Consider the following 23,451-nt stretch of genomic DNA (forward strand, 5'->3'; position numbering starts at 1 on the left):
GTTATATCTCTTTAATTCAGCGCTATCCATGGTTAATTAGTTTTTTGTTAAACTGACATCCCAATCTTTCCATACCGGTTCATAACCTTGGGAACTAATCATTTGGGCTATCTCTTTTGCGTTGCGCTCATCAGAAATCTCAAATTGTTCTAACGACTGTGGCTCAACGGCATACCCACCAGGGTTAGTTTTAGAACCTGCACTTATAGATGTGATCCCTAATTTCACAATATTATTCCTAAAAACGATGGATTCACGTGTAGAAATTGATAATTCTACTTCCTCATTATATATTCTATAAGCGCAGATAAGTTGTACCAGCTCTTTGTCGTTCATCACAACTTTAGGCTCCAAGCCGCCGCTAAATGGACGTAAACGCGGAAATGAGATGCTGTATTTACTCTGCCAGTACCTTTTTTCAAGATAAGTTAAGTGCATTGCTGTAAAAAAGGAATCTGTTCGCCAATCTTCCAAACCTATAAGCACGCCTAATCCCATTTTATGAATTCCGGCCTGTCCCAATCTATCCGGCGTTTCCAATCTATACTGAAAATTGGATTTTTTCCCCTTTGGGTGATGTTTTTTATAATCATCCTGATGATAAGTTTCCTGATAAACAAGAACCGTATTTAACCCATAGGGTGTAAGTTCTTTATAATCTTCAGTATCCAATGGCTGAACTTCCATCGATATATGAGAAAAGTGAGGCTTAATAAGTTCCAATACTTTTTTAAAATATTCGGTATGCACGGTTTGGTTCGCCTCGCCGGTAACCAGCAACACGTGGTCATATCCCATGTCTTTAATTACGGCGATTTCCTGCATAATTTCCATCGAAGACAGCGTTTTCCTTCTTACCTTATTGTCGTAACTAAATCCGCAATAAGTGCAAATGTTATTGCATTCGTTAGAAAGATAAAGCGGCACATACATTTGAATCGCCTTACCAAAACGCTTAAGGGTTAACTGCTGACTCATCTGTGCCATTTGTTCCAGATATGGAGCCGCTGCGGGCGAAATAAGCGCTTTGAAGTCTTCTAATGTTCTTTGAGAAGAATTTAAGGCACGCTCCACATCAACACTAGTTTTGGCATAAATGCTTTTACTGGTCTCGTCCCAGTTGCAGGATTGGAAGAGGTTGGTGAAGTTAGTCATCTAAAAATGAGGTTAATGGGCTGCTGGCCACAGCATGTAAATTAACAGAACCAAGTTTAGCCTCAAAAGCCATTCTTCCGGCCTCTACGGCGATCTTAAAAGCTCTGGCCATCTGTTCAGGATGTTGTGAAACTGCAATGGCAGTGTTCACCAAAACCGCGTCAGCACCAATTTCCATAGCCTTTGCAGCATCAGAAGGAGCACCAATTCCGGCGTCAATAATTACAGGAACATTACTTTGGCTGATAATGATTTCTAAAAAGTCTATTGTCTTTAAGCCCTTATTACTGCCAATAGGAGAGCCCAAAGGCATTACAGCCGATGTCCCAGCATCTTCCAATCGCTTACACAAAACCGGGTCGGCATGTATGTAGGGAAGTACAATAAAGCCCAGTTTTGCCAGTTCCTCTGTGGCTATTAGTGTTTCGATTGGGTCGGGCATTAAATATTTAGGATCTGGATGAATCTCAAGCTTAATCCAGTTGGTTTCTAACGATTCTCTGGCCATTTGAGCCGCAAAAACTGCCTCTTTTGCATTGCGGACACCAGAAGTGTTAGGTAAAAGGTTAATATGAGGATGATTTAGATGTATTAAAATATCATCGTCATTATCTTTCAGATCAACTCTTTTTAAAGCCACAGTTACTAGCTCCGATTCCGAAGCAAGCAATGCTTTTTCCATTTCAGTAGCTGAACTGAACTTTCCGGTTCCCGTAAACAAACGGGATTTAAATGTTTTGTCTGCTATTTTTAACATAATAGTTAGTTATTAATGGGGTTTAAAACCTTTAGCGCACTGTACATTTGTGCAAGCTCAGCGGCAGGATCATTTGCATTGGTTAGTGCACCAGATAATGCCACACCATGAACCCCAGTTGTCATAATCAAAGAAATATCATTCAATTCTATACCTCCAATTGCAATAATAGGAGTGGTGATGCCAGCTATAGAAACCTGTTTCATAATCGCTTCATATCCTTCTAAACCAATTATAGGGCTTAAATTTTGTTTGGTATTGGTAAACCGATAAGGGCCTAATCCTATATAGTCAGCTCCCTCGGCAACCCTTTGTTTAACATGCTCAAAAGTGTTTGCCGTACCACCAATAATCATTTGCCCGCCTACAATACTTCTTGCTTCTGCAATTGGCATGTCGGTTAAACCTAAATGCAACCCATAAGCGCCAGCTTTTAGGGCAATTAACGGATGATCATTTACAATTAACCTTGCTCCATAAGCTTTGCAAAGTGCATTGGCCTTAATAGCCAGTTCGAGAATTACATTCTCAGGCTTGTTTTTAACCCTCAGTTGTATCCACTTTGCACCCGCAATAAGTGTTTTATTAATAGCATCTAAGTGACTGATGTTTTCAGTTTCCTGTGATATGTAGTGTAGTTTATCAATCATAATGAATGGTACCCAAGTAGGGTATTGTTACTGTTTAAGAATTTTTCGATATATAATTTAGCATTGCCGCAAGCTTGTTTTAAAGGATAACCAAGTGCAACATTTGCAGCAATCGCTGCCGATAAAACACAGCCAGAGCCGTGTTTTTGATGAATTTGATCAACCCCCGAGCTAAACTCATAAGTATCATCCTGCTCATATAGATAATCAGTGCCGGGTGCAGCAATGCTATGTCCTCCTTTTAATAAAACCGCGCAGTATTGTGCCCAAAGCTTAGCGGTATGGCTTACATCCATTGCCTCAGCACCTAAACTTAGCATTTCATTGTAGTTCGGAGTAATCAAGTCTATCTGTTCAAGTACAGGCGATAATATTTCCATCCCATTCGCCCAGTCGTGAAATTCATAACCGGAGCTTGCCTTTAATACCGGGTCTACAATGATCTTTAAATCAGAATCTTTAGCTCTTAGGAAACTGACCACCTCTCGCAAAACAGAGACATCTTTTATCAGTCCTATTTTACAAGCCGACACCTTAAACCGAGCCATTAAAGGCTCCAGCTGTGCAATGATTTGAAGTGAATCCAACCAGTTGTTCTTTAAAAATTCGCTATCGGTTTGCACTGTCAGTGCACTGCAGATGCCAAAGCCATAAACATGGTGTTGCTCAAAACACTTTACATCGGCCAAAACACCGGCACCTGCACTGGGGTCAAATCCCGCAATACTAATTGCATATGGTCTGTTTGCTATCATCTTTCCTGTATACGTTTAAAATTACTGATCGCTTTAGAAGGGTCATTCCAAATAAATCCAAGTACGGCCACTCCATCAAAACCCATTAAACTGAGCGCTTCGGCATTTTTATCATCAATTCCACCCAGCGCAATCAGTTTTGTGTTGTTTAAACGCTGTGGTAAAATAAAGTCCCGATTAAGCACACCAGCATACCCTGGTTTGGATATGCTGTTAAACACCGGCCCAAAAAAAGCATAGTCAAATTCTTGCAAATTATTAATATCCTCAAGCTGATGGATAGATGTACTCAATACAGTGTCATTAAAGTTAAGCATCGTTTTAGCCTCCTGTAATTGTTTCCTATGCGCCTCCTTGTAATGCAGCCTGTTAATCCCAAAGTCGCCTGCAAGCTCATGATAATCATGTAATGCAATCCTGCTATGATATGCCTCATCTATTTCAGAAATCAGCTGATTATAGTGCGCTCTTGTATATGAATCTTTTCTTAAGTGAAATATATCTAATCCACTTTCAAATAGTTGATTAATTATATTTGATTCATTGTCAACCATACAAGGATTTGCAATAACAATTACGTTCATCTACAAATAGATTTCGCTGCCTTTCTCTGTAAATTCTTTCGATTTTTCTGCCATCCCTTTTGCCAGTGCATCTTGTTCATCAACTCCCTGCTTTGCGGCATACTCCCTAACATCCTGAGTGATCTTCATCGAGCAGAAGTTAGGCCCGCACATCGAGCAGAAGTGGGCGATCTTTGCTCCGTCAGCAGGTAAAGTTTCATCATGAAATTCCTTTGCCGTATCCGGATCAAGAGAAAGATTAAACTGATCTTCCCATCTAAATTCAAATCTTGCCTTACTTAAAGCGTTATCTCTGTACTGCGCACCAGGATGGCCTTTTGCTAAATCGGCAGCATGAGCGGCAATTTTATAGGTAATCACACCATCTTTAACGTCCTTCTTATTTGGTAATCCGAGATGCTCTTTTGGGGTAACATAACACAACATTGCAGTCCCAAACCAACCTATCATGGCAGCACCGATGGCTGATGTGATGTGATCATAACCCGGAGCAATATCAGTAGTTAGGGGGCCTAATGTATAGAACGGAGCTTCAGAACAATGTTCCAGTTGCTTCTCCATGTTTTCTTTAATCAGGTGCATCGGTACATGACCAGGACCTTCAATTATAGTTTGTACATCGTGCTTCCAGGCAATTTTGGTTAGTTCACCAAGCGTTTCCAATTCAGCAAACTGAGCTTCATCGTTAGCATCGGCTATACAACCGGGCCTTAAACCATCKCCTAAAGAAAAGGACACATCGTATGCCTTCATGATCTCGCAGATTTCCTCAAAATGAGTATAAAGAAAGCTTTCTTTATGATGTGCAAGGCACCATTTAGCCATAATGGATCCGCCCCTTGATACAATTCCGGTTACCCTTTTTGCCGTAAGCGGGATGTAGCGCAATAACACACCAGCATGTATAGTAAAGTAATCTACACCTTGTTCGGCCTGTTCAATTAAAGTATCCCTAAACAGCTCCCAGGTCAAATCTTCGGCTTTTCCATTAACTTTTTCTAAGGCCTGATATATTGGAACTGTTCCAATTGGAACCGGAGAATTACGAATAATCCATTCGCGTGTTTCGTGGATGTTTTTTCCGGTTGATAAGTCCATTATCGTATCTGCACCCCATCGGCATGCCCATACTGCCTTTTCAACTTCTTCTTCAATAGAAGAGGTTACGGCCGAATTACCGATGTTGGCGTTGATTTTAACCAGGAAATTACGGCCAATAATCATTGGCTCTAATTCAGGATGGTTAATGTTACAAGGAATTACCGCCCTGCCCGAAGCCACTTCCTGACGAACAAACTCTGGGGTAATGTATCCCTTTGGGGTATTTGCGCCAAAGCTATGACCTTTATGCTGATGACTCATTACAGCGTATTGTGCACCCAGTTGCTCATTTAAAAGATCTATTCTTTGGTTTTCTCTAATAGCAATGTATTCCATTTCGGCAGTAATGATGCCTTTTTTTGCGTAATGCATTTGAGAAACATTAGCGCCATTTTTTGCCTTGTAAGGTTTGTTGATATAAGCAAAACGCAACGAATCCAATTTGCTGTCGGCCAGGCGCTGCTGACCATAATCAGAAGAAATGTGATCTAACTGCTCAACATCTTGTCTGTTGGTTATCCATTTTTCTCTTAATCTAGGCAGACCTTCTCTTACATCAATATGTGCATTTGGATCGGTATAGGGGCCGCTGGTGTCATAAATTGTTACCGGAGGGTTTGGTTCTGTTAAACCGAAGCCATTGTGGATTTTGGTATCGCTTAAGCTGATCTCGCGCATGGCAACTTCAATATCGTGCAATTGTCCTTTTACAAAAATCTTACGTGAGGCAGGGAAGGGACTACGGCTGATCACTTCTTCGGTTGGAGTTTTTTCACTTTTCATAAATACTTTAATTTATAATGAAGGATTGATTTAATACATGATTGGGGCATTAACCACCCTGGGTGGCTTTAATTAGGATTACCTGATCGCCATGTTTTAGCTCATGTTCGGCCCAGGCAGACTTAGAAATAATGGTTTGATTGATGGCTACAGCGATACCTTTAGCCTGAACGTTAATAACAGACAGCATTTGTTCTACAGAACAAGGGTTGTTAAATTGGTGATTTTGTTGATTTACAGTTATTTCCATCTTTAGCTAATTTGGAAAAACTATAGAGATTGCCCATAACGGGACGAAAAGATAGCAATAGATTTGCTTCTACTTTTCCCTTCGGCAGTACTAACTGCATCAGGTTCAAAGGGTATATCTCAGCGCAAGGCACCCCTAAAGTTTTTTGTAAAGCTATGTTATTTTTTGGAAAAACAAATAGGAGAATCCTAAGTAAATTATCTATGCTAATTCTATCTGTATGCTTCAGTTATGGTTGAACCCTTCTTCTGCCGTGCTTCGAGGATGCATCTGAGGTATTTCAAATCATCCTCGAAGAATCCTCGAAGCAGCGTAAAGGAAGCACCAGGGAACGGGTGTGTTTAATTTTCAATATTGCACATATAGAAATAATCTGATCAACTTGCTAAATAGTTTTTTCAGCTCCAATTTGAATTGTTTACATTTGTAGCCTATTAATTACGACTAGCTGCATTTTAGGGTGATTAATTTTATTTTTTTTCATCTCAAATTAATGATTTCAAATAGTAAACATCGGTTTTTCTTAAGCCTTTTCTTTTTCATTTCAGGATTTAGCTTTGCTACCTGGGCCTCAAGAATTCCCACGATTAAAACCGCTTTTGGATTTAATGAAGCAGAATTAGGAAGTATTCTATTGGCAATGCCGGTCGGTTCTTTAATCGGGCTACCTATTTCAGGGTGGTTAGTTTCCAAATACAATAGTCGTGTACCGTTAACAGTTGGCTATGCATTAAATGCGCTTTCACTGGCGCTGATAGGAATTGCACACAATACATTTAGTCTTGTTTTTGCAATTTGTGTATTCGCTTTTACTACCAGAATATTTAATATTTCAGTAAATACGCAAACACTAACACTACAAAAGAGATTTGAGAAAAAGATAATAGGATCATTCCATGGATTTTGGAGTATAGGAGGGATAGCAGGAATTGCCTTGTCTACACTTTTACTGACCTTAAATGTTACGCTGGCAGTACACTTTTCTATAGTTGCCGTGTTGATGTTATTGGTAACCTTATACTCATACCAGTTTTTATTAAAAGGAGATAAGTCCGAAACGGGTAACAAGTTGATTTTGAGTAAGCCAGACCCGTATATCTTTTACCTTGGTATAGTTGTGTTTTTATGCGCAATATGCGAAGGAGGGATGTTCGACTGGAGTGGGATTTACTTTCAGGAAGTATTAAATGCGCCGATATTTACTTATGGATACCTGATCTTTATGACATTTATGGCAACATCCAGATTCTTGTCTGATATTATCATCGTAAGATTTGGTATGCCAAAAACATATATCATGAGTGCTGTTTTTATTGTATCAGGAATTTCCCTCGCCATTATCTTTCCAACATTCTGGACAGCTATGATTGGTTTTTCATTAGTAGGCTTTGGAACAGCGTCAATAATACCAATGTCGTATGCGCTGGCAGGTGCTTCAAAGAAGTACTCACCGGGGATGGCCATATCCATTATAGCTACTTATTCGATAACCGGAATGCTGTTAGGACCTCCATTAATTGGATATCTGGCTCATGCGTTTAATTTAAGAGTATCCTTTGTAATCTTCGGATTATGTGGACTATTATTAGTTCCCATTACCAAAATGTTTTTTAAACACCAAAGGATAGCTCTAGATATTAAACCATAAATTAAGCCTTTTGAATGGCGTCATTTGCATCATCAGCAGTGTTTTTGATTGCTGATTTCGCTTTTTCTAATTCAGTATCTCTAAATTCTTTAAACTCTTGAGATACTGAGTTCACCTTAGTCTTAACGTTGTCTACAACCTGATTTTTTAGTCCTCCAAGACTTTGTTTTCCATTATTGATATTATCCTTAATGGAATGGAAACCATCTTTTACATTATCTGCAAGGTCTAGCGCTTTATCAGATATTCTTTCTCTTGTTCTTTTTCCACTGTCAGGAGCAAATAGTACTCCTATAACAGCACCTACCGCTAAACCAGCTAATAATCCAACTATTGCTCCAGATTTGTCAGTTGGCATAGTCGGGAAATTGGACAAACGGCTAGATATTAATTTTTTATAATTCATAATAGATGTTTTTTACTTAATCACTAACACATTTCGTACCAGATTGTTTTAAGCTTTTTGCCTTAAAGCTTCCGTCATGCTGAATTTATTTCAGCATCTCGCGCCAGCAAGGTTTCCTTTCTCTTGAGAGATCCTGAAACAAGTTCAGGATGACGATTCGCATTATATTACCACAGTCGCTTTAAAAGCACCCTATCTAGTAATTTATTATATTTAGGATAAATATGAAAAGATTCTGTTTCTCCCTGATTTTATTCCTTGTCATTAATATAGGTGCAATCAGGTCTCAGTCTATTAATCCCGATAGTACAGAACAAGTTTTTACGGAGTTGATAAAACTTAAGAAGCAACTTGTTTTGCAGGCGAAAACTGCTACGGATGCGGTGCCTGTAATTAGTCGTATGCTTGAGCTTGGAATGTGGGAAACAGCTGATAGTTTGATTAAATATTCAAGTCATAATAGCATAGATTACCAGTTACTTAAATGTAATTACTTAATCTTAAATAATAAATACAAAGAGGCTGAAATTATAATGTTTCAGGTACTAAAACAAGAACGGAAAAATGAAAAAGCGCTCCTCATAAAAGGCTTTTTGGAGATACAGGCATGGCGCTTATTAAAGGCTGAAAATACAGCAAAGCAAGTGCTTCAAAGTAATCCGGATAGCGAAGATGCAGCACTTTTACTTGGCAGGGTTAAGCTGCTTAAAAAGGAATACGAAACGGCTTTGCAGATTGCAAAAGAGATACAGCAGAGAAATCCAAAAAGTGCTAAAGCCTATCTGTTGGAAGCCGATGTTTATTTTTGGGATCAACATCCTGAAAAGGCCGAACAACCATTAATTAAATCACTTGAATTGGATCCTTTCAATGCAGATGCAAGATTCAGTTACGGTTATGCAATATGGAGAAGGGTAGATGCAACACAGTTAAATGCCATGGCTGCCCAGTGGGAACTGGCACTGGCAATTAATCCCCTTCATTATCAAACTCACTGGCATTGGGGCAATGGGCATACCAATTTAACCTATGCAGATTATGCAGAAGCCAATGATGAAGAGGTGAGAAAAGCACTTTTAAGGGCCGATCAGCGAATAAAAAGCAATGATGTGCAAGGCGCAATAGAGATTACCAGGGCGGTAGAAAATCAATACAGCAATTCTGTTTTGCCGTTAATGCACAGGGCATCGATTTATTATAGCGCATTTGATCTGGATAGAGGCATGCGGCTCGACTCTGCCGAGCATATTTTTAAATCTATTTTGCTTAGAAAAAAGCACTATGGTCCGGCCCACAATGGCTTGTCGGCAGTTATTAAATCGAAAAGGATTCCATATCTTGATGCCTTCGACGCCATCACTAAAGCGCTGGATAATACCAAAATCAGGGATATGAAGAATTTTACCAAAGTGTTTTCTGATGTAAGCTATTATCCGGGAGAAACTGCAAAAGCAATGGTTTGGAACCAGCTATATTCATCAGTAGTTTACTTTCCTTTTTTATCTAAACAAGGCAATACTTTTAAAATACCTCCATTGCATCAGGATTTAGCGGTTACTATGGACGCTCCGGCTTTTAGGTACATGACTACATTTGATAACAGGCAGTGGATGGATATAAGAGGCGTAGGGAGTGGAGCCGCAGGGATAGAATATGTAGAGCGTGGGGCTTTTATGGAGCGAAATGTGGTGTTGCATGAGTATGTGCATTTGTTTCATGGGGCCGTATTAACCGATGCTGAAAACAGGAAAATAAGAGCGCTATACTACGATGCGATGAAACAAAAGCGTACGCTCGATTATTACTCCCAAAACAATGAAAGCGAGTATTTTGCGCAGACTTATCCGGCGTATTTTGAGCCAGTAAAAGTACACCCACTTGATTTTAAATCTATGAATACAAGCGCCGATTTAAAATCAAAGGATCCTGATATGTATAGTTTTCTGGATAAATTGGTTTCAAAGGAAAAGGCCTATTTGGCTGGCGATAAAAAAGCTATGGCCAGCAATTGGGCTGAGGTTTATGTKAACCTGGCAAGTCGGGCAGGTAATTCAAAACTTGCAGTGGCCTATCTGGATACAGCTTTGACTTATGATGCTAAGTATCTTCCGGCATTTCTTAGTATTGCCCACCTCAAAATCTATAACAAAGATTTTAGCGGAGCTGAGCAATGGCTGGTAAAAGCTAAAAGTATTGATATCGTTTATGCACCTATTTATGCAATGTATGCAGATCTGGTTGCAGCTAAATATGCTGCACGACAAATCAATCAGGAAGAATCTGTTAAACAGCAGGCAGGTTATTTGCAGCAATCTATTACTCTTGAAGACGATTATCAGGAGCTGRCAAAGGATAATTTGTTGCTTAGGGAGATGTACAGGAAAAACGCTAAGTTAAAAGAAGCGATTGAGGCGGCCGATCTGTATATTAAAACAGGAGCCACGGTGTCTACCTATTTAAGAGATAGAATAGATGATGCTATTGCATTTTCTGCATTTTTAAGGGCAACGTTGGGTGATACACAGCAAGTTGCTGTTTTGAAAAAGCTGGTTGAGCAGAAACCTCAGAATTTTGAACTTAGAAATATGTACGCCGATGCTTTGGCCGAAAACAAGCAATACAAACCAGCTATTGCTACATTAAAAGAAGCCCAAAGGATTTTGACCGCTTCAGGAAATGGAAGACCAGATTATAATTTAAGGATAGCAGAATTCTACAATGAATTGAAATACAAGGATAGTACTGATTTTTATTTGCAACCATTTTTATCGGGTAAGTTATATGTAAAAGGGCCTGATCAGTTAAGGTACATAAGGCTGTTGGTTCAAAAAGGCTATAAAATAAAGGCATCAGAGCTATTAAAAAAGGCTAACAGATCTGGTGACAATATTTATGCTTCAGATTATTTATACACTTCTGCAAAATTGCTGCAAGCTAATCGCCGCAAAACGGAAAGTATGGCGTTGTATGAAAAGGCAATTCAATTAAACCCATATCATTTTGCTGCCTATCAAGAATTAATTGATTACGCTAAAGCTAAAAAACAAGTTAAGAGGATCAGTGAGTTACAGTTAAAAATGAAAAAAAATAACCTTAGGTAAGTCAAAATTAAAGGTGAAATTTTTTTACTAAAAATAGACTAATTAACCTATTTTATTATCTACTTTTGTAGTGTGTATTTTTTACACTAACCTATAGTAGATTATGAAGAAAAGTTTGCTTGCTTTAACCCTTGGAGGCCTTGGAATCGGGATCACAGAATTTGTGATGATGGGCCTATTGCCAGACATCGCGAAAGATTTACATATTACCATCCCTCAGGCCGGGCATCTTATTTCTGCTTATGCTTTAGGAGTTGTAATTGGCGCACCTTTATTAGTAGTTATTGCGGGGAGCTATCCTCCCAAAAAAATACTAATGGTTTTAATGCTCATGTTTACAGGTTTTAATGCCTTTTCGGCATTTGCACCAGACTATAATACCATGTTTGCCGCTCGTTTGCTGGCAGGTTTACCACACGGAGCATTCTTTGGAGTAGGTTCTGTGGTAGCAAGCAGAATAGCAGAAAAGGGTAAGGAAGCGCAATCTGTGTCGTTAATGTTTGCCGGATTAACTATAGCAAACGTAATAGGGGTGCCTCTGGGTACTTATATTGGCCATAACTACTCATGGAGGTACACTTTTGTAATCATTGTTATTGTAGGTATAGTTACTTTATTGAGTTTAAAATCATGGATGCCAGCACTTCCAGCTACTAAAAATCGTGATTTGGGTAAAGAGCTTAACTTCTTTAAACTTCCTGAATCATGGTTAATCATTTTAATGATTGCAATTGGTACAGGTGGGTTATTTTCGTGGTATAGCTACATTGCTCCATTGCTTACCGAAGTTTCAGGATTCTCTGCCAATTCAATCACGTATATCTTGGTTGTAGCAGGATTAGGGATGTTGGTAGGTAACTTTATTGGAGGTAAACTGGCTGATAAAATATCGCCTGCAAAGGCAACTATAACCTTACTGATTGCAATGTCAATTAGCCTTTTAATTGTACATTATGTATCAGGAAACCAGGTGTTAGCTGTAATAATGACATTTGTGACTGGTGCAATTGCTTTTGCAGCGGCATCACCAATTCAGATGCTGATGATCAATACTGCCAAAGGTTCAGAAATGCTCGCTGCTTCTGTTAGTCAGGCCAGCTTTAACATAGGTAATGCGCTTGGTGCATTTTTAGGCGGTTTGCCACTTGCCGCAGGTTATGATTATACTTCTCCGGTTTCTGTGGGTTCAATAATGGCTTTAACAGGTGCTGCGTTTGCATGGGTACTTATTGCAAGAAGCAGAAGAGTTGCTAAACTGAATTACGCATAAAAGTTCTAGCTTAGTGTCGTGAAAGACATTATCCCAGTCCATAAACTCTATGAGCGCTCTTCGGCGGGAATGGAGGTTATTTATTTTGACAACGTTCAAGAACGTGCTTCGATTTTAAGCGCACACCGCGACGATCATTATATTTTTTTATATCAGGAAAAGGGAGAAAGCAATTTCATGCTTGATTTTAAGTCTCTTTTGGTTAATGACCGTGCCATACTATATGTACTACCAGGGCAGGTGCATCACAGCATAAATAGTAAAAATGTTTCGGGTTGGTTTTTGGCAATTGATACCCTATTGGTTAATGAAGAGTACAGAACTGTTTTTGAACAGTACATTATAAGCAATGGACCCATATCACTGGATGATGCTAAAGCAGAAAAATTTAAGCAATGCCTGAAATTGCTTCATGAAAGGTTTTTGCTTATTGAAGAGCCGTTGAGCAGGGCAATAGCCCATTCTCTTGCACAATCTTATATCGGTATGGTTGCCGAAGCTTATCTTTCACAAACTCAATTTGGGCAAAAGCAAAATACCAGACCGGTGCAAATCAATAGTCAATTCAGGAGTTTGCTGCTGGCAAATTTTAAAACGATTAAAGGCCCTTCTGAATACGCAGAGAAATTAAATATTTCCCTTACTTATTTAAATGAAGTGGTTAAAGGGCTCACAGGCTTTCCGGTTAGTTACTGGATTCATAATGAGATTGTACTCGAAGCAAAGCGGTTGCTATATTATACCGATCTAACGGTAAAAGAAATCTCATTTGAATTGGGATTCTCAGATCATACTTATTTTTCCAGATTGTTTACTAAGTTTGCCGGCACTTCTGCCGGAGCCTTTAGGGCTATATACCGCAAATAGTCCAATACTTACCTTTCTTTCTTCATTGCAAAGTGAACGTTTTTAATGTTGTTTTGTAACATCAAAACAAGGAATTATGAATTTAATRAAAAGAAAGGCGCTTGTAATATTTGAAAAACAATTTGGCAAAACAGGACATGTTCTGGATGTTCGTGCATGGAATCCTTCAACGTTTTATGAAATAGATCTGCACTTGCCAGGGGTAGATATGAGCAAGTGGCAAAGCGTACAGCACATGAAATGTAAGGTTTCCGATGGGGTTTACAGAGACTATACACCTGCGCATTGGGATGAGGATACACAAACCTGTACATTGTATGTTGATGCAGCACACGACGGTAGCGGAAGTAAATGGGCTGCCAGCTTAAAACCAAAGGACGAGATAATGTATCTTGGAATTTCAAGTACTTTTACAAAGCCAGTTCCTTCTGCTTCGTTAACCTGCCTTGGCGATAGTTCTGCAATAGGGCATTTTTTGGCTTTAGAGCAATTGGCTGGTAAGGGAAATGTATCTGGAGCTGTAGTAATCAAGGAAGAAGAACACCGTAAAGCATTTATGTCGTACTTCGATTCTACATTGGAGGCTATCCCTCAAAAAGTGAGTAGCAATATCAATAATTTGCAGGAATGGTTACAGGAACAAAATCTTGATGGTGGCGCGGTATACTTAGCCGGCAATGTTCCTATGGTTGTTGAGCTCAGAAAAATAATTAAAGCATTACCAGGTTTTAATGGACGTGTTAAAGTTCAGGGTTTTTGGTGGTAAAATTTTATCTTTGCCATCAGGAATAAAGAAGGAATAATGAGTAGTGCACCGCTGGAAAGAATCCAAAACGAAATAGAGCCATTAAGGCAGCAGATAATCAATCATAAAGTTTATTCAGTTATCAATGATCTTGAAGATCTGAGGATCTTTATGCAATACCATGTGTACGCAGTTTGGGATTTCATGTCGCTGTTAAAATCGCTTCAAATTAACCTTACCTGTACCACTATTCCCTGGTTTCCGGTTGGATCGGCAAACAACAGGTATTTAATTAATGAGATCGTTGCCGGAGAAGAATCTGATGTGGATAGTAAAGGTGAAAGGAAAAGTCACTTTGAAATGTACCTTGAGGCAATGCAGCAATGCGGAGCAGATATCAATCAGATTGATCAGTTTGTAAACGCATTGAAAACAACAGGTGATTTGAATAAGGCTTATGAGTTGTCTGATACTCCAGATGAGGCACGAAGCTTTGTGAACTTTACTTTTAAAATTATCAACAGCAATCAGCCGCATTTGCAGGCAAGCACGTTTACGTTTGGCAGAGAAGATTTGATACCTAATATGTTCCTGACTATAGTAAACGACCTGAACAAGAAATTCCCTGATCAGATCTCTTTATTTAAGTACTATCTGGATAGGCACATCGAGGTGGATGGAGATCATCATAGTCACCTTGCGCTAGAAATGACTTCAGATCTATGCGGTAATAGCGATGAATACTGGAAGGCCGCAGAACAAGCTACAATAGAATCGCTTAAAAAGCGGATTGAACTATGGGATGGCGCTTACAACAAAATTGTATTCGCCACTACAACAGCATAAATTATTTCATCAGATCAAAGAATTTTGGTAAATCCTTTTCATTGCTTGAATAAAACGTCAGTTTTTTAGCTGTATCGTAAAGGTATAGCGATGGATATTGTTTAGGGTGAAACAAGGGAATAAACACATGATCGCGATCTTGTAGTATCGTAACATTCTTTAGTGCCTGTAATGGCTTACCATAATTGGTAAAAAAGTAATCTATAGAACGTTGCTCATCCTGCGTAATCATATAAATATTAACGTTCTTTAGCTCTTTAGTTCTTTTAGACATGTTTGCAGCCGTTCTTTGGCAGTGTTCGCAAGTAGCGTCAAAGAACATCAATAAAGCTTTTTTCCCTTTTGCTATCTGACTTGTAGAATAAGCATTGCCATCAGTTTTATAGAAAACCGCAGTAGGCAACACACTACCCGGCAAAAGCGCCTGGCTAAAAGCAATTGTAGAAAATGCACAAAGGATTAAAGAGAATATTATTTTTTTCATAGAATGTTCTTAATAAAAGAAAGCGCTAATATCATATTCTTTATAATAATTATCGTCATTTAAAACCTAATTTTTACAATAGAACATTGGGCTGTGGATAAGGACTGTTGCCCTAAGTACTTGCAAATGGTTGGTTTGTGCAACAATAAGATGATAAAAGGTTAGCCTTAATTGTATATAAAAACTTTTCTCTAAGTTTGTTTACATACAAATGAGCAAGGAATGAAAGTTGAAAGTTTAGAGCCGGCATCGCTTTGGAATAATTTTATCAGTTTAAATGCAATACCCCGTGCATCAAAGAAGGAGCAAAGGGTAATACAGTTTATGGTTGACTTTGGTAAAAACCTTGGACTACAAACAATTCAGGATCGTACTGGAAATGTAATTATAAAGAAGCCGGCAACCACTGGTATGGAAAGCAGACAAACTGTAATTCTGCAGTCGCATCTTGATATGGTTCATCAAAAGAATGGCGATACAATCTTTAATTTTGATACTCAGGGGATAGAAATGTATGTAGATGGCGATTGGGTTAAAGCTAAGGGTACTACCCTGGGCGCCGATAACGGTATTGGCGTTGCCACCATTATGAGCATTTTAGCTTCATCAGATATTGCTCATCCTTCTATTGAAGCTTTATTTACAATAGATGAAGAAACCGGGATGACGGGGGCAAAGGAGCTTGATCCGTCTAATCTCTCAGGAACTATTTTGCTGAACCTTGATACAGAAGAAGATGATGAGCTTACCATCGGCTGTGCCGGCGGTATAGATACAAATACGATATATACTTATAAACAAAAACAGGTTGCAGACAGCAGCATTGCTTTTGAGATCTCTATAAAAGGTTTACTAGGCGGCMACTCCGGTATGGATATCCATAAAGGCAGGGCCAACGCGAATAAATTGATGAACCGGTTACTTTATGAGGCAAATAAGGAACTTGGTATTCAGTTGAGTTCGGTAGATGGCGGAAGCCTAAGAAATGCCATTCCAAGAGAATCTAAAGCTGTGGTTGTGGTAACACCTGCTCAAAAAGAAAAGTTTAATTCCTTTATAAAAAGTTTTACAGCTATTGTTGAGGCAGAATTTCATGCCATAGAACCTTCTTTATTGATTTCTGCCGTTGAAACCCAATTGCCTAAGTTTGCAATGGACGAAGCAGATTTTACCAAGATCGTGAATGCAGTTTACTCTCTTCCAAACGGTGTTTTTAGGATGAGCCCTGATATTGCTGACCTGGTGGAAGCCTCTTCTAACCTGGCCAGAGTGATTATTGGAAACGGAGAGTTTGTGACCCAATCATTGCAACGCAGTAGTGTTGAAAGCACTAAACGAGATGTTGCAATTGCCGTTGGTGCATCTCTGGAAATTATTGGATGCGATGTTTCACGCAGTGGCGATTATCCGGGTTGGAAACCTAATCCCGATTCCAGTATTTTAGAATTGATGGCTGATCTATATAGATCCAGTTTTAATTCCGAACCTAATGTTAATGCCTGCCACGCTGGTTTAGAGTGCGGTATTTTGGGTGGCCACCTGCCGGGAATGGATATGATCTCCTTTGGACCAACAATTCATGGTGCACATTCGCCCGATGAAAAGGTACAGGTATCTTCAGTACAAAAATTCTGGGGCTATTTGCTAAAAGTACTTCAACAAATTCCACTTAAAAATAACTAAATACTATTCTACGTTTGTTCCTATTATGAAAGTTTACATATACGCATTTTTAATCCTTATTGTATTTTCTTTATACCAATGTCAGAGTTATAAAAAGGTTTCTACAACAAAAGCTACTTCCGATAAACCCATCGACTTTAACACATCACCGGTGGTTCCTGCTGATGAATCCATAAGTAAAATGGTTATAGAAGATGGTTTTGAGGTAGAACTTATTGCAGCCGAGCCAATAGTAACAACACCTGTGGCAATGAGCTTTGATCAGAAAGGGCGTATGTGGGTAGTAGAAATGAATGGATATATGCCTGATACATTGGGTACCGGAGAAGATAAGCCATCGGGTAAGATCATTATTCTGGAAGATAAAAATAAAGATGGTGTTGCAGACGAGCGTAAACTAGTAATCGACTCATTGGTGCTGCCAAGGGCAATTTGTTTAATTGAAGATGGTATTCTGGTGGCTGAACCGCCAAACTTATGGTACTATGAACTTAAAAATGATAAGCCAGTAAAAAGGACGCTTGTCGATAGTAAATACGCGGTAGATGGTAATGTGGAGCATCAGCCAAATGGCTTGTTAAGAGCCCTTGACAATTGGATTTACAATGCAAAATCAAGTAAACGATATAGAAAACAAGGCGATAAATGGTTGATTGAGGATACTCATTTTAGAGGTCAGTGGGGAGTAAGTCAGGATAATTATGGCAGGTTATACTATAATGATAATTCGACGAACTTGTTGGGCGATTATTTTAGTCCCGGTTTTGGTGCCTCAAATAAAAATCAAAGAGGAGTGGATGGCTTTTCTGAAAGAACAGTACCAAACAACCGTGTATATCCAATTAGACCAACCCCGGGCGTAAACAGAGGTTATTCTCCAGGAACATTAGATGACAGCTTAAGATTAAGAAACTTTACAGCAGCTTGCGGTCCGTTGATTTACCGGGGAGATCTGTTTGGCAGTGCTTATGATTTTAATGCTTTTGTAGCAGAACCCTCGGCTAACTTAATTAAGAGGAATATTTTAAAAGAAACCGGATATGTAGTAAAAGGGGAGCAGGCATATAAAGATAAGGAGTTCCTGGCCAGTGTTGATGAAAGATTCAGACCGGTTAGCTTATACAATGGCCCTGATGGGGCATTATATGTTGTAGACATGTATAGAGGCATTATTCAGCATAAAACCTATGTTACGCCATATTTATCAGGTCAGATTAAAGCGAGAAACCTCACATTGCCATTGGCATGTGGCCGAATCTATAAAATTGTTCCAAAAGGTAAAAAGGCCGTTGCTACAAGCATTCCTAATGATCCTGAAAAATTGATAGCATTATTGGGAAGTACTAACGGTTATTTACGGGATATGGCTCAGCAAACGCTGATAGATGGAAAATACAAGCAAGCAATCCCTCATTTAAAAGCAGTTTTAAAACAAACGACAAATCCATTACAGGTGATTCATGCGTTATGGACGTTGGAAGGGCTTAATGCATTAGAAACAAATGAAGTGCTGGCCTTATTGAAAAGTACAGAATGGCCAATCCGTATGCAGGCGTTAACAGTGCTGCCGTCGGTAATTAACTCATCGTCTTATGCTAGCTATGTGAAAGCATTAGATGAATTAGTTGATAGTAACGACGAATTGGCTGCTCCTTATGTGGCATTTGTATCAAAATATATTAAACCATTTAATGAACAAGCCGCTGATAACATGTTGGTAAATCTGACTAAAAAGTATCCGAATAACAGTTTTGTTTCTGATGCTGTGATCAGCAATTTAGCTTATCGCGAAGAGTCGTTTAAAGAAACAATAGCCAAGTTTGAACCCGATACCAATTTGAAAATAAATAAACAGTTACAGAAAGTAATTACCGCTTATAATAACACTAAAAAGAACCGTGATCCGGATGMGCTTGCCAAAGAATATCCAAAAGGATCGGCACTGTTCTTATCTACCTGTCAAACTTGCCATTCGCACGATGGTAATGGTATTGCCTCTTTAGCACCACCATTAAATAAGTCGCAATGGGTAAATGGCGATAAAAACACTTTAATTTCAATTGTTTTATTTGGATTAACCGGCCCGGTAAATGTTAATGGCCACGTATATGAAGCGCCAGAAATTGCTGGTGATATGCCTGGAATTGGTCATAGCGATGAAATTTCTGATGAAGATATTGCTCAGTTGTTAAGTTTTATTAGAAACTCGTGGCAAAACAATGCAGGTAAAATTGATGTTAAAGACGTAGTGAGTGTTCGTGAGAAACTTAAAAGCAGACAAAAAGCATTTACAGTTGCCKAATTAGAATCAAAAAACTGAAATTAGATTTATGAAAGTTATAATTGGATCAGATCATGCAGGTTTTGCATATAAAACCATATTAGTAAAAATGTTGCTTGATGATGGATATGAAGTGATAGATAAGGGTACTCATACAAGTGCACCCAGCGATTATCCCGATCATGCTGCGCATGTAGCCCATGCTTTGTTAAATAAAGAAGGCGATAGAGGAATTTTAGTGTGCGGCAGTTCGGTAGGAGTTAGTGTAGCTGCAAATAAATTTAAGGGTATAAGAGCTGGTGTATGTCATGATACCTATTCAGCACACCAGTCTGTTGAGCACGACGATGTGAATGTTTTATGTATTGGAGAACGTGTTATTGGAATTGAGTTAGCTAAAGATATTGTTAGAGCGTTTCTCAAGGCTATCTTTTCTAATGAAGAACGACATGTTCAACGATTAGAAAAAATAGCCGCCATTGAGAGAGGAGAGATGTAGGGGTTATTGATTTGTAATGACTTGTCCGTCAAAAGCATGTTCTGTTCCAGATGGAGTAAGCATGCCTCTTGATATGATGGTATAAGTTTTGCCTTTCTTGATATCGATGTCTTTCAGTTCTTTTTTTACAGCACCGGATGCTTTATCCTTAATTTCGAAGGTGTAAATTTTAGCAGGAATCTCTACAAAATCACTTGCAGCTTTGTATGCTTTGTCGGTAGCTACTGCAACGCTATCTTTAAATGCAAGATTAAGCGCAGAAGCATCAGGCGATAAATTAATAAATCTTACAAATGCTTTTTCAGCGGCAGGAGCTTTAATGTTATCGTTAATAAGCAGATAATCAAGACTTGCTTGTTTGCCGATAAAGAATAAAGAATAGATTTTGCCGTTTTCGAACTTTAAACTCTCTGAAAGCAAGCTTTCTGTACTGCTTTCGGTTGTAAGTTTACCCGTATAGTCGCCTGGACTTAAGCGAAAATAAGATACCACGCCTCCAAAAGAAAGGGCTCCTGAATTTACTTTACTCTGGTTCAGATAGAAATTATAAGTGGCTAATGTTGGCGAGGCGTTAGTAACACTTAACAGAGAAAGTTCTGGATCAGGTGCAGGATCATTGTTTTTGCAAGATTGCATTAGTAGGGTTAAAAGCAAGATGATTATAGCTACAATGCAGATTATAAATGAGTTTGAGTAAGCGCTTTTAGTAAAGGATTTAGTGGCCATAAGAATTGGTTTAGGGTTTATAGTTAACAATAGAGCATTGATGGTAAAAAACAGAGCCGGCTCATATTGAGCCGACCCTGAATCTAAATTAACGCTCTCAAACCACTAAACGAGGCTAGTTGATAAATCGCTACAGTAGGATTAAGAAAAAATGAAAATTATTCTTCTTTAAGTAGCATACTTGCCAACGGCTCATCTCTGCTGTAAATATCTTTACGGAAATTTAACCGGTTATTTCGGTCAATAAAAGCTGTGAAATAGGCTATATAAACGGGAACTTTATTTTTTAGTGTAACGTATTGCTCTTTCCCTGAATTCATAGCCGTTTTTATTTTAGCTGCATCCCAGCCCTTGCTGTTTTTAAGTAGAAATGCTGCAAGTTTTGCAGGATCTTCTACACGGATACAACCATGACTAAACGCTCTGGACGACTCTCCGAACAGCGACTTTGAAGGAGTGTCGTGCAGGTAGATGTCGTAACTGTTTGGGAACAGAAACTTTACAAGTCCTAAGGAGTTTTTAGGTCCGGGTTTTTGTCTGACTACAGGCAAACCGCCACTATAACCCGTTATTTCCATCTGATGGTTTTTAATGTAGTTTTTGTTGCGTCGCATATTGGGCAGAACTTCATTACGAACAATACTGGTAGGGACATTCCAATAAGGGCTGAATACTACATATTTCATGTCACCCGAAAAAATAACTGTTTTGTGTATAGATTGGCCTACTACAACATTTCCACTCCATAATAAGCTGTCTGCATGGTAAACATGCAGTTTAAATTCAGGGATGTTTACACCAAGGTAATTGGAGTCAATTTGTACCGGCAACCATCGGCTACGCTCCATATTTACTAAAAGCTGTCTGATTCTCTTTTTTAACGGTGTATTGAGTTCTGTTAATGTGCCTGGCCCGATGGCACCATCTGAGGTCATGCCACTTCTTTCCTGAAACTGTTTTACCGCTAAAAGAAATTCATCATTGTAATGAGTATCGGTAGTATCACCTTTAAAATCCTCCAACTTGAATAGGCGTGTTTTTATTTGAGCAATCACTTCCGAAGAATCTCCAGGTTTATAAGATTTTTTATCGGCCACTATCGGTTTCCATGGATCTTTTTGATCAAGCTCGCGATATTTAATAAGGAAGTTCTTCAAAAGATCATATTGTCTGTAAACGGGTGCCACTGTTGTACCTGCAAATTTGGCTGGGCTTTTAATCATACTATCCAGATAAGCATCGTATGCGATCTTTTTACGTGGAAGAAACCATTCAGAAGATTTGCTAATAGAGGCATCCATACCTTCCCATGCTAATTTGGCAAAAACAAAATATTGGGCAGTAAGCATCAATTCTAGTTTGATATCTGGTTTTTTACTGGGCTTGGCGTAGATCATAGAATCCAATGCTGCTCTATATGGGATATCCTTATTGATTCCTTCATCTTTAAGATTTTTAACCCGATCGGTAAGGTTGCCTGCCTGTTCTATTAACCCATTTTTGTTATACCATGCAAAAGCAAAGTGCCTGTTGTTGTAGAATTTTTGGATTGATGCAGCGTATTCTTTGAGTAGTGGATGTGCAGCAATAAATGACTCAATTTGAAGGGTGTCAAAAAAAAGCTCCTGTTCAGAATTAAAGTTTCCAGGGATGGTTTTGTTCCAGTCTTTAATGGAACGTCTTTTTAATGAGTCTTTTGTGATTTTTGTTGCCTTCTTTTCAGATTGGTTGCAGCTATTTAAAGATAGCAGACCAAAAAGCAAAAAGGCTACAATAGGGAAGGGGCGTAACAAATTCATGCTTTAATTTTATTTAATAAATATCATGATTCCAAATTGATTTGAAAAGTAAAGCTGGGCTTAAATTAAGGATATGAACATTTTTTGGTGCTTTGTTTTTGTAAGTTGTTGTATTACAGTTCCTTTTCGATTTTGTGCTGTTCATAACTATGTTGAAAACCTGTTGGTAAGCTGTTAGTGAATTGTTAGAAAAATAAATCGGATTTTCCTTGTTTTCAATGGTTTAAGTGTGTAAATTAGATCTATCAATTACGAAGTACTTTGACAGTCTGAAGAAATTCCAAAAAGAACACTTAGCTTAAGGGCAAAAAGATTCTGGTAATTTCGATGATCAGTAAATAAAAACTCGAAGTTCAAAGGAGACAGAGAACACGAGATTTAAGATTACCGGAGCCCCAGCGCAAAGGTATGTAGACTGTGTCAGGACGGACGTATCTCAGATGATGAAGCCTACGGGATGATTTATAAAGAGATAACTTAGACGGGTTTCAAAGTTCGTGAGAACTAAGAATACTACGAAATGGTAAAGTAAAAGAAGAATTGGTGCTTTTTTATGGCTACGGCGATAAAAAAGTGGAAACGGAGTACTCAAATCGAAAGAAGCGAGACTCCGTTTTCTTTTGTACAGGCTTTTTTTGCTTTCTTGTCTGCTTTTGGTGTTTCTCATTTGCACTTTAATAGTTGAGGTGTATTTTTTTAACGACCTTCCAATGACTCTGAACGATATTTTGTCGTTTGTAAGGCTTTTTGATGTAAGGTGTCAGGCGATGGGGTATTATACCTAATGTTATACATACTATATATAGTGTAGAATTTGATGTGATTATGCACATAGTATATATAGTGTAAGGAGTTGTTTTCGCCAGCCYTGTTTTACCTTTTGTGGTATTTTAAGATAAAKAATTAACCGGATTTTAACCTGCTGTTAATTTTTCTGGTTGTGGTTTAGTGAGTTAGGGATATTTTGTAAGAAATAGTGTATAAATGTTTGCGTGGTGGCTGAATTTTCCTACTTTTGCATCCCGCTTCGGAGGAAGGGAAACAGTGAAAAAGGAAGGTGA

20 protein-coding genes and 1 riboswitch are annotated in these 23,451 nt (G+C 38.6%); of the genes, 9 read left to right on the forward strand and 11 right to left on the reverse strand.

Features of this window, described 5'->3' with window-relative positions; all coding sequences use genetic code 11:
* Positions 1-36: 36 nt before the first annotated feature.
* From thiH to thiS, 7 genes are read right to left on the reverse strand one after another with little or no spacing between them, the layout of a single operon-like run.
* Positions 37-1,155 carry a 2-iminoacetate synthase ThiH gene (thiH, locus tag AC1DDK_RS25835; RefSeq protein WP_172660354.1) on the reverse strand — a complete coding sequence of 373 codons (1,119 nt, stop codon included), beginning with the start codon at positions 1,153-1,155 and terminating at the stop codon, positions 37-39.
* Positions 1,148-1,912, reverse strand: coding sequence for a thiazole synthase (locus AC1DDK_RS25840; RefSeq protein WP_288882794.1), 765 nt, complete (start codon positions 1,910-1,912; stop codon positions 1,148-1,150). Before AC1DDK_RS25840 ends, thiH begins: the two co-directional genes overlap by 8 nt.
* A 5-nt stretch (positions 1,913-1,917) precedes the next feature.
* Positions 1,918-2,562 carry a thiamine phosphate synthase gene (locus AC1DDK_RS25845; protein ID WP_172660352.1) on the reverse strand — a complete coding sequence of 215 codons (645 nt, stop codon included), beginning with the start codon at positions 2,560-2,562 and terminating at the stop codon, positions 1,918-1,920.
* Complete coding sequence (locus AC1DDK_RS25850; RefSeq protein WP_288882792.1) at positions 2,559-3,317, reverse strand: hydroxymethylpyrimidine/phosphomethylpyrimidine kinase; 759 nt, start codon at positions 3,315-3,317, stop codon at positions 2,559-2,561. The genes AC1DDK_RS25845 and AC1DDK_RS25850 overlap by 4 nt, the downstream gene beginning before the upstream one ends.
* Positions 3,314-3,901, reverse strand: coding sequence for a thiamine phosphate synthase (locus AC1DDK_RS25855; protein WP_337717950.1), 588 nt, complete (start codon positions 3,899-3,901; stop codon positions 3,314-3,316). Before AC1DDK_RS25855 ends, AC1DDK_RS25850 begins: the two co-directional genes overlap by 4 nt.
* Positions 3,902-5,785, reverse strand: a complete 1,884-nt coding sequence (gene thiC, locus AC1DDK_RS25860) for a phosphomethylpyrimidine synthase ThiC (protein ID WP_288882788.1) — start codon at positions 5,783-5,785, stop codon at positions 3,902-3,904.
* A 49-nt stretch (positions 5,786-5,834) separates the two neighbouring features.
* Complete coding sequence (thiS, locus tag AC1DDK_RS25865; protein ID WP_337717947.1) at positions 5,835-6,035, reverse strand: sulfur carrier protein ThiS; 201 nt, start codon at positions 6,033-6,035, stop codon at positions 5,835-5,837.
* A gap of 59 nt (positions 6,036-6,094) precedes the next feature.
* Positions 6,095-6,182: riboswitch (TPP riboswitch) on the reverse strand.
* A gap of 346 nt (positions 6,183-6,528) precedes the next feature.
* On the opposite strand from thiS, the gene AC1DDK_RS25870 reads away from it, so the two are divergent.
* Positions 6,529-7,683: an MFS transporter gene (locus AC1DDK_RS25870; RefSeq protein ID WP_172660347.1), complete on the forward strand. Its 1,155-nt coding sequence runs from the start codon at positions 6,529-6,531 to the stop codon at positions 7,681-7,683.
* A 1-nt stretch (position 7,684) separates the two neighbouring features.
* Here AC1DDK_RS25870 and AC1DDK_RS25875 read toward each other — a convergent pair whose 3' ends face one another.
* Positions 7,685-8,089, reverse strand: coding sequence for a YtxH domain-containing protein (locus AC1DDK_RS25875; protein ID WP_172660346.1), 405 nt, complete (start codon positions 8,087-8,089; stop codon positions 7,685-7,687).
* Positions 8,090-8,313: 224 nt separating this feature from the next.
* Between AC1DDK_RS25875 and AC1DDK_RS25880 the strand changes: the two genes are divergently transcribed.
* The 5 genes from AC1DDK_RS25880 to AC1DDK_RS25900 all read left to right on the forward strand — a co-directional run bounded on the left by AC1DDK_RS25880 (position 8,314) and on the right by AC1DDK_RS25900 (position 14,918).
* Positions 8,314-11,190: a tetratricopeptide repeat protein gene (locus tag AC1DDK_RS25880; protein WP_477634188.1), complete on the forward strand. Its 2,877-nt coding sequence runs from the start codon at positions 8,314-8,316 to the stop codon at positions 11,188-11,190.
* A gap of 103 nt (positions 11,191-11,293) precedes the next feature.
* Positions 11,294-12,460 (forward strand): MFS transporter, encoded by a 1,167-nt coding sequence (locus tag AC1DDK_RS25885; RefSeq protein WP_172660344.1) that lies wholly within the window; start codon positions 11,294-11,296, stop codon positions 12,458-12,460.
* Between the two features lie 18 nt (positions 12,461-12,478).
* Positions 12,479-13,327: a helix-turn-helix domain-containing protein gene (locus tag AC1DDK_RS25890; RefSeq protein ID WP_172660343.1), complete on the forward strand. Its 849-nt coding sequence runs from the start codon at positions 12,479-12,481 to the stop codon at positions 13,325-13,327.
* A 76-nt stretch (positions 13,328-13,403) separates the two neighbouring features.
* A complete protein-coding gene (locus AC1DDK_RS25895) occupies positions 13,404-14,093 on the forward strand; it encodes an SIP domain-containing protein (RefSeq protein ID WP_477634189.1) in 690 nt (229 codons plus the stop codon).
* 36 nt (positions 14,094-14,129) lie between these two features.
* Positions 14,130-14,918 carry a DUF3050 domain-containing protein gene (locus AC1DDK_RS25900; RefSeq protein WP_172660341.1) on the forward strand — a complete coding sequence of 263 codons (789 nt, stop codon included), beginning with the start codon at positions 14,130-14,132 and terminating at the stop codon, positions 14,916-14,918.
* A 1-nt stretch (position 14,919) separates the two neighbouring features.
* Here AC1DDK_RS25900 and AC1DDK_RS25905 read toward each other — a convergent pair whose 3' ends face one another.
* A complete protein-coding gene (locus tag AC1DDK_RS25905) occupies positions 14,920-15,402 on the reverse strand; it encodes a peroxiredoxin family protein (RefSeq protein WP_172660340.1) in 483 nt (160 codons plus the stop codon).
* Positions 15,403-15,624: 222 nt separating this feature from the next.
* Here AC1DDK_RS25905 and AC1DDK_RS25910 point away from each other — a divergent pair, with 222 nt between their 5' ends.
* Genes AC1DDK_RS25910 through rpiB form a run of 3 tightly spaced genes read left to right on the forward strand, consistent with a single transcriptional unit; the run spans position 15,625 to position 19,865 of the window.
* Positions 15,625-17,085, forward strand: a complete 1,461-nt coding sequence (locus AC1DDK_RS25910) for an aminoacyl-histidine dipeptidase (protein ID WP_477634190.1) — start codon at positions 15,625-15,627, stop codon at positions 17,083-17,085.
* A gap of 25 nt (positions 17,086-17,110) precedes the next feature.
* Complete coding sequence (locus tag AC1DDK_RS25915; protein WP_477634191.1) at positions 17,111-19,405, forward strand: DUF7133 domain-containing protein; 2,295 nt, start codon at positions 17,111-17,113, stop codon at positions 19,403-19,405.
* A gap of 10 nt (positions 19,406-19,415) precedes the next feature.
* Positions 19,416-19,865 (forward strand): ribose 5-phosphate isomerase B, encoded by a 450-nt coding sequence (rpiB, locus tag AC1DDK_RS25920; RefSeq protein WP_288882778.1) that lies wholly within the window; start codon positions 19,416-19,418, stop codon positions 19,863-19,865.
* Between the two features lie 3 nt (positions 19,866-19,868).
* On the opposite strand, the gene AC1DDK_RS25925 is transcribed toward rpiB, so the two are convergent.
* Both AC1DDK_RS25925 and AC1DDK_RS25930 read right to left on the reverse strand, forming a co-directional pair.
* Positions 19,869-20,591 (reverse strand): DUF4397 domain-containing protein, encoded by a 723-nt coding sequence (locus AC1DDK_RS25925; protein WP_337717942.1) that lies wholly within the window; start codon positions 20,589-20,591, stop codon positions 19,869-19,871.
* Between the two features lie 158 nt (positions 20,592-20,749).
* Positions 20,750-22,390, reverse strand: a complete 1,641-nt coding sequence (locus tag AC1DDK_RS25930; protein WP_172660335.1) for a L,D-transpeptidase family protein — start codon at positions 22,388-22,390, stop codon at positions 20,750-20,752.
* Positions 22,391-23,451: the final 1,061 nt, after the last annotated feature.

This window comes from Pedobacter sp. 05T44 (genome assembly GCF_056395985.1).

What these genes read in the sequence shown, in the direction of transcription:
- thiH (WP_172660354.1), bottom strand. Translation starts at nt 1,155, where the DNA reads ATGACTAACTTCACCAACCTCTTCCAATCCTGCAACTGGGACGAGACC.
- AC1DDK_RS25840 (WP_288882794.1), bottom strand. Translation starts at nt 1,912, where the DNA reads ATGTTAAAAATAGCAGACAAAACATTTAAATCCCGTTTGTTTACGGGA.
- AC1DDK_RS25845 (WP_172660352.1), bottom strand. Translation starts at nt 2,562, where the DNA reads ATGATTGATAAACTACACTACATATCACAGGAAACTGAAAACATCAGT.
- AC1DDK_RS25850 (WP_288882792.1), bottom strand. Translation starts at nt 3,317, where the DNA reads ATGATAGCAAACAGACCATATGCAATTAGTATTGCGGGATTTGACCCC.
- AC1DDK_RS25855 (WP_337717950.1), bottom strand. Translation starts at nt 3,901, where the DNA reads ATGAACGTAATTGTTATTGCAAATCCTTGTATGGTTGACAATGAATCA.
- thiS (WP_337717947.1), bottom strand. Translation starts at nt 6,035, where the DNA reads ATGGAAATAACTGTAAATCAACAAAATCACCAATTTAACAACCCTTGT.
- AC1DDK_RS25870 (WP_172660347.1), top strand. Translation starts at nt 6,529, where the DNA reads ATGATTTCAAATAGTAAACATCGGTTTTTCTTAAGCCTTTTCTTTTTC.
- AC1DDK_RS25875 (WP_172660346.1), bottom strand. Translation starts at nt 8,089, where the DNA reads ATGAATTATAAAAAATTAATATCTAGCCGTTTGTCCAATTTCCCGACT.
- AC1DDK_RS25885 (WP_172660344.1), top strand. Translation starts at nt 11,294, where the DNA reads ATGAAGAAAAGTTTGCTTGCTTTAACCCTTGGAGGCCTTGGAATCGGG.
- AC1DDK_RS25900 (WP_172660341.1), top strand. Translation starts at nt 14,130, where the DNA reads ATGAGTAGTGCACCGCTGGAAAGAATCCAAAACGAAATAGAGCCATTA.
- AC1DDK_RS25905 (WP_172660340.1), bottom strand. Translation starts at nt 15,402, where the DNA reads ATGAAAAAAATAATATTCTCTTTAATCCTTTGTGCATTTTCTACAATT.
- rpiB (WP_288882778.1), top strand. Translation starts at nt 19,416, where the DNA reads ATGAAAGTTATAATTGGATCAGATCATGCAGGTTTTGCATATAAAACC.
- AC1DDK_RS25925 (WP_337717942.1), bottom strand. Translation starts at nt 20,591, where the DNA reads ATGGCCACTAAATCCTTTACTAAAAGCGCTTACTCAAACTCATTTATA.
- AC1DDK_RS25930 (WP_172660335.1), bottom strand. Translation starts at nt 22,390, where the DNA reads ATGAATTTGTTACGCCCCTTCCCTATTGTAGCCTTTTTGCTTTTTGGT.